9 protein-coding genes are annotated in these 12,431 nt (G+C 66.5%); 3 read left to right on the top strand and 6 right to left on the bottom strand.

The window, feature by feature from the left end; genetic code table 11:
- Entirely contained in the window at nt 1-810 is an 810-nt protein-coding gene (locus OU419_RS11290; protein ID WP_254473365.1) for an AraC family transcriptional regulator, read from the bottom strand.
- A gap of 165 nt (nt 811-975) precedes the next feature.
- On the opposite strand from OU419_RS11290, the gene OU419_RS11285 reads away from it, so the two are divergent.
- The 3 genes from OU419_RS11285 (at nt 976) to OU419_RS11275 (ending at nt 2,546) form a co-directional block, all read left to right on the top strand.
- Entirely contained in the window at nt 976-1,437 is a 462-nt protein-coding gene (locus tag OU419_RS11285; RefSeq protein WP_254473367.1) for a hypothetical protein, read from the top strand.
- A complete protein-coding gene (locus OU419_RS11280) occupies nt 1,434-1,883 on the top strand; it encodes a VOC family protein (protein ID WP_254473369.1) in 450 nt (149 codons plus the stop codon). The genes OU419_RS11285 and OU419_RS11280 overlap by 4 nt, the downstream gene beginning before the upstream one ends.
- 111 nt (nt 1,884-1,994) lie before the next feature.
- Nucleotides 1,995-2,546 carry a C40 family peptidase gene (locus OU419_RS11275; protein WP_408004938.1) on the top strand — a complete coding sequence of 184 codons (552 nt, stop codon included), beginning with the start codon at nt 1,995-1,997 and terminating at the stop codon, nt 2,544-2,546.
- A gap of 8 nt (nt 2,547-2,554) precedes the next feature.
- Here the strand turns inward: OU419_RS11275 and OU419_RS11270 are convergent, their stop codons facing one another.
- The 5 genes from OU419_RS11270 to tpx form a co-directional block, all read right to left on the bottom strand.
- Nucleotides 2,555-4,045: an efflux transporter outer membrane subunit gene (locus OU419_RS11270; RefSeq protein ID WP_254473371.1), complete on the bottom strand. Its 1,491-nt coding sequence runs from the start codon at nt 4,043-4,045 to the stop codon at nt 2,555-2,557.
- Nucleotides 4,042-7,155 carry a multidrug efflux RND transporter permease subunit gene (locus OU419_RS11265; protein ID WP_254473373.1) on the bottom strand — a complete coding sequence of 1,038 codons (3,114 nt, stop codon included), beginning with the start codon at nt 7,153-7,155 and terminating at the stop codon, nt 4,042-4,044. The genes OU419_RS11270 and OU419_RS11265 overlap by 4 nt, the downstream gene beginning before the upstream one ends.
- A complete protein-coding gene (locus OU419_RS11260; RefSeq protein ID WP_254473381.1) occupies nt 7,155-10,277 on the bottom strand; it encodes an MdtB/MuxB family multidrug efflux RND transporter permease subunit in 3,123 nt (1,040 codons plus the stop codon). Before OU419_RS11260 ends, OU419_RS11265 begins: the two co-directional genes overlap by 1 nt.
- Nucleotides 10,274-11,569: an MdtA/MuxA family multidrug efflux RND transporter periplasmic adaptor subunit gene (locus OU419_RS11255; protein WP_254473383.1), complete on the bottom strand. Its 1,296-nt coding sequence runs from the start codon at nt 11,567-11,569 to the stop codon at nt 10,274-10,276. Before OU419_RS11255 ends, OU419_RS11260 begins: the two co-directional genes overlap by 4 nt.
- 211 nt (nt 11,570-11,780) lie before the next feature.
- Nucleotides 11,781-12,281 (bottom strand): thiol peroxidase, encoded by a 501-nt coding sequence (gene tpx / locus OU419_RS11250; protein ID WP_254473385.1) that lies wholly within the window; start codon nt 12,279-12,281, stop codon nt 11,781-11,783.
- Nucleotides 12,282-12,431: the final 150 nt, after the last annotated feature.

Genomic DNA, 12,431 nt, shown 5'->3' with positions numbered 1-12,431 from the left:
TCAGCGCAGCGAAACGGCGTAGCGGTACGGAGAAAGACCGTAGAGCCGGCGGAACAGGCGGGTCATGTGGCTCTGATCGGCGAATCCGCAACGACAGGCGACATCCGCCAGCGTCCCACCCTCGGCCAGCAACCGGCGCGCCAGCTCCAGGCGGCGCTGCAACAGGTAGGCGTGAGGCGTCAGACCGTAGGCGCGGCTGAACCCGCGCAGCAACTGGAAGCGGCTGAGCTCCGCCGCCTCGGCGAGGTGCGCCAGGGTCAGCGCCTGGCCTGGCTCGTCATCGATCAACGCCCGGGCGCGCGCCAGACCCGAAGCAGTATGCAGGCTCGCGGCCAACGGTGCGCAGGCTCCCACGATCCGTAGCAGGTCGAACAGCGCCTCTTCGCCTGCGAGCGCCGCCGCACTTCCCCTCGCGAGCGTCAGGCTGCCATACAGCCGCTCGAACGCCGCCTCGGCGCGTGGGTCGAGCAGCGCCGGCGAAGCCAGGGACGGATGGCGCTCCCCACGGTCGCCGGCTTCGTGCAGCGCCGCGGCCAGGAGGTCAGGCGCGAAGTAAAGCATCCGCCATGCGCGCGGTTGCTCGCCAATGGGCGTGCCGTCATGCAGTTCGCCGGGGTTCACGCTGATGGTCCAGCCTGCACCCGCCTCGACCATCCCGCGCCCACTGAGCGAGCGTTGTGCGCCCCGGTCGATCAGGCCGATGCCGTACTGATCGTGGGAATGCCGGGGAAAGCTGTGCTCGCTCACGGCCTCGACGGCGTGTATGCCAGGTCGATGGCAGGGCGGCGAAGTGAAACGGCCGATCGCCACGGCGCAACTCCTGCAGGAAGGTAATCGGCAGGGTAACCGCTCACCCGGCCTCTGCGAATGGCCGGCGCGACGTCTTCGCGACATCTTCCGCTCCAGCGGCGACAACCGACGCCCAGCGCACGCGCAGCTCCGCTACGCTGAGACAGTCGAATACGGGAGAGCTCCATGCACCCAAGAAGCCGCGAATTACAGGCCGCGTACCTGAGCGAAATCCGTGGCGAGGCGTTCTTCCTCGCCCTCGCCGGCTACTTTCACGAAGGCGCCAGCGCGCTGCGCCTGCTGGCGCGCCTGGAGCTGCGCACCGGCCAGCGTATGGCGAGCCTGCTGCACCGGCACGGACTACCACTGGGTGACCTCGACGCCGCCCGCGCCAAGGGGCGCGAGCGGGCCCGGGAATGGTCGACACTCAACTGGCAGCAGGCACTGGAGCGCCTGGAGGACCTCGTGCGGCCCTTCGTCGAGCAGTACGACACCCTGGCCGAACAGGCCAGCCGGGCCGACCAGCCGGCGCTCGATGCCCTGGCCCTTCACGAACGCGCGCTGCTCGACTTCACCCGCCTGGCCCGCCAGGGCCGGATGGAAGCCGCGCAGGAGGTCATCCACCGCCAGCTCGCCGAACCGGCATGAGCGGGCCAACGCACGCGGAGCAGAGCATGTCCCCTTTCCACCTGGCCATTCCCGTCCACGATCTGCCCCTGGCGCGCCGTTTCTACGGCGAAGTATTCGGTCTGCGCGAAGGGCGCAGCAGCGAACGATGGGTGGACTTCGATTTCTTCGGCCACCAACTGGTCATCCACGAACACCCCCGCACCGCCAGCCAGGAAGCCGCGCACACCAACCCGGTGGACGGTCACGACGTGCCGGTACCGCATTTCGGAGTGGTGCTGCCCTGGGAAGAGTGGGAGCGCCTGGCCCGGCGCCTGCGCGAACGCAATACACAGTTCGTCATCGAGCCCCACGTGCGCTTCAAGGGACAAGTCGGCGAACAGGCCACCCTGTTCCTGCTCGACCCATGCGGCAACGCTCTGGAATTCAAGGCGTTCAAGGACATCGGCCAACTGTTCGCCCACTGAACCGCTCGTCCATCCTAGAATTACCCTTCACAAGCAATGGAAACTTCCTACATAAACTGACGGAACGTCGCCATAGGATCGCTACCGTGTCGAACTGCGAGGTGACCCGGTGTGCGTCCAATCCGTTTGCTTCCCGTACTCCTGCTGCTGGCCCTGAAGGCACCGCTGATCAAGGCGGACGAACTCGATGTGCCTGTCTGGCGCAGCTACTCCGCTGAATACGCCACCAGCGACGTGCAGGCATCGCCCGTCGCCAGCGCCAGGCCACGCGACTTCAGCCCCACCCGTCAGCGCATCGTCCAGCGCGCCCGCGAGTTGATCGGCCAGCCCTATCGCTGGGGCGGCGAATCCCTGGCGACCGGTTTCGATTGCAGCGGGCTGCTGGTGTACCTGTTCCGCAGCGAGGCCAATCTCACCCTGCCACGCACCACGGCGTCGATGATCCAGCAGAGAGAGCTGGAGGTGGCGCGCAGCGACCTGCAGCCCGGCGACGCGGTGTTCTTCAACCGCAACGGCAGCGGCAACACCCGCCATGTGGGCCTGTACATCGGCAACGGGCGTTTCATCCATGCGCCGCGCACCGGCCAGACGATCCGCATCGACTCGCTGAGCAACCTGTACTGGCAGCGCAGCTATACCACCGCACGCCGCTTCCGCGGCTGAGCCCGGGCTCAGCGCGACGCGGCGGCATCGCCCTCGCTGGCGATCCGCGAGCTGTCCCAGCCGCCGCCCAGCGCGGCGATCAGTTGCACGCTGGCGGTCAAGCGGGTGCCCAGCAGGGTCAGCACGGTGCGCTCGTTGGACAGCGCAGTGGCCTGGGTGGTGACCACACTGCTGTAGTCGATGGTGCCGGCCTTGTACTGGTTGGTGGTCAGCCGCAGCGCTTCGCGGGCGGAGTCGAGCGCTTCCTGCTGCACGCCGCTCTCCTCCTCCAGCACCTTGAGCTGGACCATGTAGTCCTCCACCTCGCGGAAACTGTCCAGCACGGTCTGCCGGTAGCTGGCCACGGTCTGGTCGTAGCTCGCCTCGGCCTGTTCGACCTGGGAAGCGATCAGGCCGCCGTCGAACAGGGTCATGGCGAACTGCGGGCCGATGGACCAGTAGCGGTTGGGCGTCTCGATCCAGTTCTGGAAACTGCCGCTGCGGTAGCCGCCAGCGGCGGTCAGGGTCAGATCCGGGAACCAGGCGGCCTTGGCCACGCCGATCTGCGCGTTGGCGGCAATCACCTTGCGCTCGGCCGAGGCGACATCCGGGCGCCGCTCCAGCAGTTGCGACGGCAGCAGCGCCGGCACCTGCGGCAGGCCGGGCACGGCGTCCACCACGGCGAGGCTGAACTGCGCCGGCGGCACGCCGACCAGCACGGCGATGGCGTGCTCCAGTTGGGCGCGCTGGTACTTCAGGTCGATGGCCTGGGCTTCGGTGCTCTTGAGCTGGGTGCGCGCCTGGGCCACGTCAGCCTTGGTGACGATGCCTGCGTTGTACTGGTTCTCGGTGAGTTTCAGCGAGCGCTGGTAGGCCTCCACCGTCTCGTTGAGCAGCTTGATCTGCCGATCCATGACCCGCAGTTGCAGGTAGTTCTGCGCCAGCTCCGATTGCAGCGACAGGCGCGAAGCGGCGAGGTCGGCGGCGCTGGCATCCATGCTTGCGGTATCGGCTTCGAGCTGGCGGCGCAGCTTGCCCCACAGGTCCATTTCCCAGCTCACGCCGAGGCTCGCCGAGTAGCTGTTGCTGATCGAGCTGCTGCCACCGCCGCTGCTCACCGTGGAGCCGTCGGGCAGGCGCACGCTGCCGCCGCTGCCGGTGCCCTGGCCGGAGCGGGTCTTGCCGACGTCGGCGCTGACCGTGGGGAAGAACGACGAGCGCGCGCCCCTGGTCAGGGCCTGGGCCTGGCGGTAGGAAGCCACCGATTGCGCCAGGGTCTGGTTGGCGGCAACCAGGCGCTTCTGCAGGTCATTGAGCGTGGCGTCGCCGTACAGCTCCCACCAGGCGCCGTGATGCAGCACATCCTGCGGCTGCGCCAGGCGCCAGCCGTCGCCCTCCTTGAAGCTGGCCGGAACCGTCAGCTCGGGACGCTGGTAGTCCGGGCCGATGGCGCAGCCGGCCAGGGCCGCGGCCAACGCCAGGGCCGACAGCGGAATGAGCAGGGAACGCGAGCGGGTCATACGGGTGTCTCCAGGGCGCCATCGGTGCGCACGCCTCGCTTCTGGTTGACCCAGTGGCGCAGGCGGTCGAGGTAGAGATAGACAACGGGGGTGGTATACAGGGTCAGCAACTGGCTGCCGATCAGGCCGCCAACGATGGTCATGCCCAGCGGGCGGCGCAGCGCGGCATCGCCGCCAATGCCGAAGATCAGCGGCAACGCGCCGAGGATCGCAGCCAGGGTGGTCATCATGATCGGCCGGAAGCGCTTCATGCAGGCTTCGAGGATCGCGTCGCGCGGCGACAGGCCGAGGGTTCGCTCGGCGTCGAGGGCGAAGTCGATCATCATGATCGCGTTCTTCTTCACGATGCCGATCAGCAGGATCACGCCGATCAGCGCGATCAGCGACAGCTCGGTGCGGAACAGCATGAGCGTGAGCATCGCGCCGACGCCGGCAGAGGGCAGCGTGGACAGGATGGTCAGCGGGTGCACATAGCTTTCGTAGAGGATGCCGAGGACGATGTACACCGCCACCAGCGCCAGCAGGATCAGCCAGGGCATGTCGTTCTGGGTGTCCTGCACCGCGCCGGCATTGCCTTCGAAGGTGGCCTGGATTTCCATCGGCAGATGCAGCGGCTCCAGCGCCGCCATCACCGCGTCGCGGGCCGGGCCGATCAGCGCGCCGGGCGCCAGGTTGAAGGAGAAGGTGGTGGCGGCGAACTGCCCCTGGTGGTTGACCGTCAGCGGCGCGCGGCTCGGCTCCACGTGGGTGAACGCCGACAGCGGCACGCGCTGGCCGTCGCTGCCGATGACGTAGACCTGGCGCAGCTCCTCCGGCGATTCCTGGTAGGGCTGGTCCACCTCCATCACCACGTGGTACTGGTTCAGCGGGTTGAAAATGGTCGATACCTGGCGCTGGCCATAGGAATTGTTCAGCACCGAATCCACGTCGGCGACGTTCACGCCGAGGCTGGCCGCGCGGTCGCGGTCGATCACCAGGCGGCTCTGCACGCCCTTGTCCTGGGCATCGCTGTTCACGTCGGTCAGCAGCGGAATCTTGTTCAGCACCGCCTCGACCCTGGGCGCCCAGTCGCGCAGCAGGACCAGGTCATCGCTGCGCAGGGTGAACTCGTACTGGGCGTTGCTCTGCCGGCCGCCGATGCGCACGTCCTGGCCTGCCTGCAGGTACAGCGTGGCGCCGGGAATCTTCGCCAGTTGCTTGCGCAGGCGGTTGACGATGACATCCGCCGAGTCGCGCTCGCCGATGTCCTTCAGGGTGACGAAGAAGGAGCCGGTGTTGCTCGACTGCCACTTGCCGCCACCGACGAAGCCCACCACGTTCTCCACCCCCGGATCCTGGGAGAGGATGTTGCGGAACTCCGCCATCTTCTGGTCCAGGGCCTGGAACGAGATGCTCTGGTCGGCCACCGCGAAACCGCGCAGCCGCCCGGAATCCTGTTGTGGCAGGAAGCCCTTGGGCACCACCACGAACAGGTAGAAGTTCAGCGCGATGCAACCGAACAGGATCACCACCATCAGCCGCGAATGCTCCAGCGCCCAGCTCAGGCTGGCGCGGTAGCGCTGCATGAAGGCGACGAAGTAGCGGTTGCTCTGGCGCCCCACCGAGGCCTTCTTCGGCCCCCGCTCGACCGGTTTGAGCAGGCGTGCGCAGAGCATCGGCGTCAGCGTCAGCGACACCACCAGCGACACCAGGATCGCCGCCGCCAGGGTTACCGAGAACTCGCGGAACAGCCGTCCGGTGATGCCCCCCATCAGCAGCAGCGGAATGAACACCGCCACCAGCGACAGGGTCATCGACAGCACGGTGAAACTCACTTCCCGCGCGCCACGGATCGCCGCCTTGATCGGCGGGTCGCCCTCCTCGATGCGCCGGGCGATGTTCTCCACCACCACGATGGCGTCGTCCACCACGAAGCCAGTGGCGATGATCAGCGCCATCAGCGACAGGTTGTTCAGCGAGAAGCCGGCCAGGTACATGACCGCGAAGGTGCCCACCAGCGATACCGGCACCGCCAGGCTGGGGATCAGCGTGGCGCGGCCATTACGCAGGAACAGGTAGACCACCAGGATCACCAGCACCACGGAAATGATCAGGGTCAGCTCGGCTTCCTCCAGCGAGGAGCGGATCGACGGGCTGCGGTCGTCCATCACCGACAGCTTCACCTGCGGGCCGAGCACCTCCTGGATGATCGGCAACTGCTCGTGGATGGCGTCGGTGGCCTCGATGATATTGGCGCCCGGCTGGCGGGTGATGATCAGCAGCACCGCCGGAAGGTTGTCGGAGAAGCCGGCGTTGCGCACGTCTTCCACCGAGTCGCTGACCCGCGCCACATCCTTCAGGCGTACCGCCGCGCCGGTCTCGGCGTTGTAGTGGACGATCAGCGGCGCGTACTCGCTGGCCTTGCGCAACTGGTCGTTGGCGTCCACCTGCCAGTGCCGCTCGCCGAACTCCAGCGCGCCCTTCGGGCCGTCGGAGTTGGTGTTGGCGATGGCGGTGCGGACATCGTCCAGGGAGATACCGTAGTGGCTGAGCTGGTCCGGATTGACATCGACCCGCACCGCCGGCAGCGAGGAACCGCCGATGCTCACCTGCCCCACGCCCTTCACCTGGGCCAGCTTGGGCGACACGATGGTCGAGGCCAGGTCGTACATCTGCCCGCGGGAATAGGTATCCGAGGTCAGGGTGAGGATCATGATCGGCATGTCCGACGGGTTCGCCTTGCGGTACGTCGGGTTGTTCGGCATGCCGGTGGGCAGCAGGCTCATCGCCGCGTTGATTGCCGATTGCACTTCGCGCGCCGCGCCGTCGATGTCCTTGGACAGGTCGAACTGCACGATGATGGTGGTGTTGCCCAGCGAACTGCTGGAGGTCATGTCGGTGACCCCGGCAATGCGTCCGAGCGAGCGTTCCAGCGGCGTAGCCACCGTGGACGCCATCGTCTCCGGGCTGGCGCCGGGCAGCGAGGCCTGCACCATGATGGTGGGGAAATCCACGTTGGGCAGCGGCGCCACCGGCAGCAGACCGAACGAGAGGATGCCGGCGAGCATCAGCGCCAGGGTCAGCAGGCTGGTAGCGACCGGACGCAGGATGAACGGGCGGGAGATATTCATCACCCGCGCTCCGCCGGATCGATGCTGTTCACATCAAGCCCATGACGGCCACGCCAGGCCGCCCAGCGTGCGGCGAGGCGGTCGAAGTACAGGTAGATCACCGGCGTGGTGAACAGCGTCAGCAACTGGCTCAGCAGCAGGCCGCCGACCATCGTGACGCCCAGCGGCCGGCGCAGTTCGGCGCCGGCTCCACCGGCGAGCATCAGCGGCAGCGCGCCAAGCAGCGCCGCCATCGTGGTCATCAGGATAGGCCGGAAGCGCAGCAGGCACGCCTGGTAGATGGCTTCGTGCGGCGGCTTGCCTTCGTTGCGTTCGGCGTCGAGGGCGAAGTCGATCATCATGATCGCGTTCTTCTTCACGATGCCGATCAGCAGGATGATGCCGATGATCGCCACGATGCCGATGTCCTGGCCCGCCAGCATCAGCGCCAGCAACGCCCCCACACCCGCCGAGGGCAGCGTGGAAAGGATGGTCACCGGGTGAATGAAGCTTTCGTAGAGGATGCCCAGCACGATGTACATGGTGATGATGGATGCCAGCACCAGCAACAGCGTGTTCGACAGCGACGACTCGAAGGCCTGGGCCGCGCCGCGGAAGCTGCCCTGCAGGCTCACCGGCATCTCCATCTGCGCCTCGACGTCGCGGATCGCCTGCACCGCCTCGCCCAGGGCCACGCCCTTGGCGAGGTTGAAGGAGATGGTCGCCGCCGGGAACTGGGCGATGTGGTTGATCGCCAGCAGCGTGTGGCGCTCCTCCACCCTGGCAAGGCTCGACAGGCGCACCTGGGTACCGTCGCTGGACGGCACGTAGAGGTTCTCCAGCGATTGCGGGCCGATCTGGAACTCCGGCGCAACCTCCAGCACCACGCGGTACTGGGTGGCCTGGGTGAAGATGGTTGAGATCAGCCGCTGGCCGAACGCGTTGTACAGCACGCTGTCGATGCTCGACAGGCTCACGCCCAGGCGCGAAGCGGTGTCGCGGTCGATGTCGATGTAGGCCTGCAGGCCCTTGTCCTGCCAGTCGCTGGCCACGTCCGCCAGCTCCGGCAGTTGCTCCAGGCGGTCCACCAGTTTCGGCACCCATTCCGACAGCACCTCGGGATCGGCGTCCTGCAAGGTGAACTGGTACTGGGTACGTGCGATACGGTCTTCGATGGTCAGGTCCTGCACCGGCTGCAGGTACAGGCGGATGCCGGCGACCTTGTCCAGTTCCGGTTGCAGGCGCTGGATCACCTCGGTGGCCGTCAGGTCACGGTCGGCGTGGGGCTTGAGGTTGATCAGCAGCCGCCCGGTGTTGAGGGTGGCGTTGGTGCCGTCGACGCCGATGAACGACGACAGGCTCTCCACCGCCGGATCCTGCAGCACTACCTTGGCCAGCTCCTGCTGACGGCTGGCCATCGCCTGGAAGGAAATCGACTGCGGCGCTTCGGCGATGCCCTGGATCACCCCGGTATCCTGTACCGGGAAGAAGCCCTTGGGCATGACGATGTACAGCAGCGCGGTGAACGCCAGGGTGGCGATGGCCACCAGCAGGGTCAGCGGCTGATGGCGCAGGACCACGCGCAGGGCGGCGGCATAGCGCTCGATCATCTGCTCGATGAAACGGCCGGCGGCGCGGGCGAAGCGGCCCTCCTTCTCCGGCTCGACATGGCGCAGCAGCTTGGCGCTGAGCATTGGCGTCAGGGTCAGGGAAACGAAGCCGGAAATCAGGATCGCCACTGCCAGGGTAATGGCGAATTCGCGGAACAGCCGCCCGGCGACGTCGCCCATGAACAGCAGCGGAATGAGCACCGCGATCAGCGAGAAGGTCAGCGAGATGATGGTGAAGCCGATCTGTTTCGACCCCTTGAGCGCGGCGTCCAGCGGCGAGTCGCCCTGTTCCAGGTAGCGGGCGATGTTCTCCACCATGACGATGGCATCGTCCACCACGAAGCCGGTGGCGATGGTCAGCGCCATCAGCGTCAGGTTGTTGATCGAGAAGCCGGCCAGATACATCACGCCGAAGGTGCCGATCAGCGACAGCGGCACGGCGAAGCTGGGGATCAGGGTGGCGGAGAGGTTGCGCAGGAACAGGAAGGTCACCATCACCACCAGGCAGACGGCGAGGAACAGCTCGAACTGCACGTCGGCGACCGAGGCGCGGATCGTCGTGGTGCGGTCGGTGAGCACCGTCACTTCGAGGCTGCCCGGCAGGGTCGCCTGCAACTGCGGCAGCATCTTCTTGATGCTGTCGACCACCTCGATGACGTTGGCGCCCGGCTGGCGCTGAATGTTCAGCACCACTGCCGGCGAATTGTTGGCCCAGGCAGCCAGGCGCACGTTCTCCGCATCGTCCTCGACGCTGGCGACATCGCGCACGCGCAGCGGCGAGCCGTTCTTGTAGGCGATGATCAGGTCACGATAGGCGTCGGCCGACTTCAACTGGTCGTTGGCATCCAGCGTGGACGAACGCGTAGGCCCGTCGAAGCTGCCCTTGGGCCCGTTGAGGTTGTTGTTGGTGACCGTGGTTTGCAGGTCTTCCAGGCTCAGCCCCGCCGCGGCCAGTGCGGCCGGGTTGGCGCGAATGCGCACCGCCGGGCGCTGGCCGCCGCTGATGCTGACCAGGCCGACGCCGGAAATCTGCGAAATCTTCTGCGCGAGGCGCGTGTCGACGAGGTCCTGGATCTGCGGCAGCGGCATGTCCGGCGACATCACCGCCAGCGTCAGGATCGGTGCGTCGGCAGGGTTCACCTTGCTGTACACCGGCTGGTTCGGCAGGTCCTTGGGCAACAGGCTCTGAGCGGTGTTGATCGCCGCCTGCACTTCCTGCTCGGCGACGTCGAGGTTCACCTGCAGGCTGAACTGCAGTGTGATCACCGAAGCCCCGCCGGAGCTGGTGGAAGACATCTCGTTGAGGCCGGGAATCTGCCCAAGCTGGTTCTCCAGCGGTGCGGTGACCGAGGACGTCATGATGTCCGGGCTCGCGCCGGGATACAGGGTCACCACCTGGATGGTCGGGTAGTCCACCTCCGGCAACGCTGAAATCGGCAGGAAGCGGTAGGCGATGATCCCCGACAACAGGATCGCCACCATCAACAGCGTGGTGGCGACCGGCCGCAGGATGAACAGGCGTGACGGGTTCATTCGCTCTTACCGCTGTCCCGGACCGGGTTGTCGGAGCCGAACGGCTTGGCCGAAGCCTTGTCGCCCTGCTCGCTGGCAGCCGCGCGGGCCTTCTCGTCGGACTCGACGATATTCATGCGCATGCCGTCGCGCAGTCGGTCGGTGCCCTCGACGACCACGCGGTCGCCCTCCTTCAGGCCCTCGGTGACTACCACGCGCTCACCCTCGCTGGTGCCCAGGGTCACCAGTTGGCGCCTGGCCTTGTTCTCCTCGCCGACCATGTACACATAGGTGCCATCGTTGCCACGTTGCACGGCGTTGGCCGGAATGGTCAGCACGCCGGGCAGCATCTCGGCGAGCAGGCGCACGTTGACGAACTGGTTGGGGAACAGCTTGTGATCGTCGTTCTCGAAACCGGCCTTGAGCTTGACCGTACCGGTCGTGGTGTCGATCTGGTTGTCCAGCGTCTTCAGCACGCCGTTGGCCAGGATCTGGTTCTGGTTGCGGTCCAGTGCCTGCACCGGTACCGGCTTGCCGCTATACAGTTCGCGGGCGATGGTGCCGAGTTGCTGCTGCGGCAGGCTGAACACCACGGAGATCGGCTTGACCTGGGTGATCACCACCAGCGGCGTGGTGTCGCCGGAGGTGACCAGGTTGCCGACGTCCACCTGGCGCAGGCCGACACGCCCGGAAATCGGCGCGCGCACCTGGGTGAATTCGAGGTTGAGCCTGGCGTCGCTGACCTGGCCCTGGTTGGTCTTCAGGGTACCTTCGTACTGGCGCACCAGCGCTTCCTGGGTGTCGAGGGTCTGCTTGGCGATGGAATCTTCGGCATACAGGCCCTTGTAACGTGCCAGATCGATCTGCGCGTTCTTCAGTTGCGCCTGATTCTGCTGCAACGTGCCCTGGGCCTGGTCCAGCGCGGCCTGGAACGGGCGCGGATCGATCACCGCCAGCACATCGCCGGCCTTCACTTCCTGGCCTTCCTGGAACGGCACCTTGACCAGTTGGCCGCTGACCCGCGCGCGGACATTCACCGTGTTGTAGGCCGTGACGGTACCCAGCGCGTGATAGTGCACCGGCAGGTCGCCCCTCACCGTCGGCGCGACACTGACGGTCACCGCCGTGCCCTGCCCCGCCGCCATCTGCCCCGGACTCGGTCGCCCGCCGCGACCGCCCTGGGCCGCCGGCGTGCCCGTGGACGTCGAATGCAGCCACATGATCAGCCCCACCACGCCGGCGAAAATGATCGCGGTGAGAAGCCAGGGGCGCAGGGTGCGAAGTTTCGAGGGCGTTCCGTTGCTAGGGGTCATGGTCGTCGTCATGGCGAAAAGAAATGAGGATAGCGAGGCTGAACGATAAGCACAGCCTGGCCGCAGGCAAAGTCTCTTTACCCGCTATTTACCTTTGATTTACCGGGGGTTACGAATCTCCGGGGCATTGCGACCCGGATCGGCCCGGGAGGTTCCCGAGCAACCGGACCGACCCGTGCGATCGGTCCGGCAGTCTCACGCCAGCAGAGGATCAGCTCAGGGCGGCGATGGCGGCAGCGTAGTTCGGCTCGTCGGCGATCTCGCCAACCAGTTCGCTGTGCAGCACCTTGTTCTGCTCATCCAGCACCACCACAGCACGGGCGGCCAGGCCGGCCAGGGGGCCATCGGCGATGGCGACGCCGTAGTTATCGAGGAACTCGCGGCCACGCAGGGTGGACAGGTTCACCACGTTTTCCAGGCCTTCGGCGCCGCAGAAGCGAGCCTGGGCGAACGGCAGGTCGGCAGAGATGCACAGCACGACGGTGTTGGCCAGCTTGCTCGCCTCGGCGTTGAACTTGCGCACGGAAGTGGCGCAGGTCGGGGTGTCGACGCTGGGGAAGATGTTCAGCACCTTGCGCTTGCCAGCGTAGGTTTCCAGGGTGACGTCGGACAGGTTGCCGGCGACCAGGGACAGTGCCGGAGCCTGCTCGCCCTTCTGCGGCAGCTTGCCATTGACGGAAACCGGATTGCCTTTGAGGGTTACTTGAGCCATTGCTTGGATCCTTCTATGAGGGGTGGCTGCGCCAGCGGAATGCCAGCGCCGCCGGAGGAATCGGGGCCGGGCGCAAATCCTAGCACGACTTGCCTGAGTGGATTACTCGGGATATTCGGCTGCGGCTTCCTGCAGCGGATTTCTTCGGGT

This window comes from Pseudomonas triclosanedens (assembly GCF_026686735.1).
Taxonomy (GTDB): domain Bacteria; phylum Pseudomonadota; class Gammaproteobacteria; order Pseudomonadales; family Pseudomonadaceae; genus Pseudomonas; species Pseudomonas triclosanedens.
Note: the sequence above shows the minus strand (reverse complement) of the source record. Positions and strands in the feature narration are given on the sequence as shown.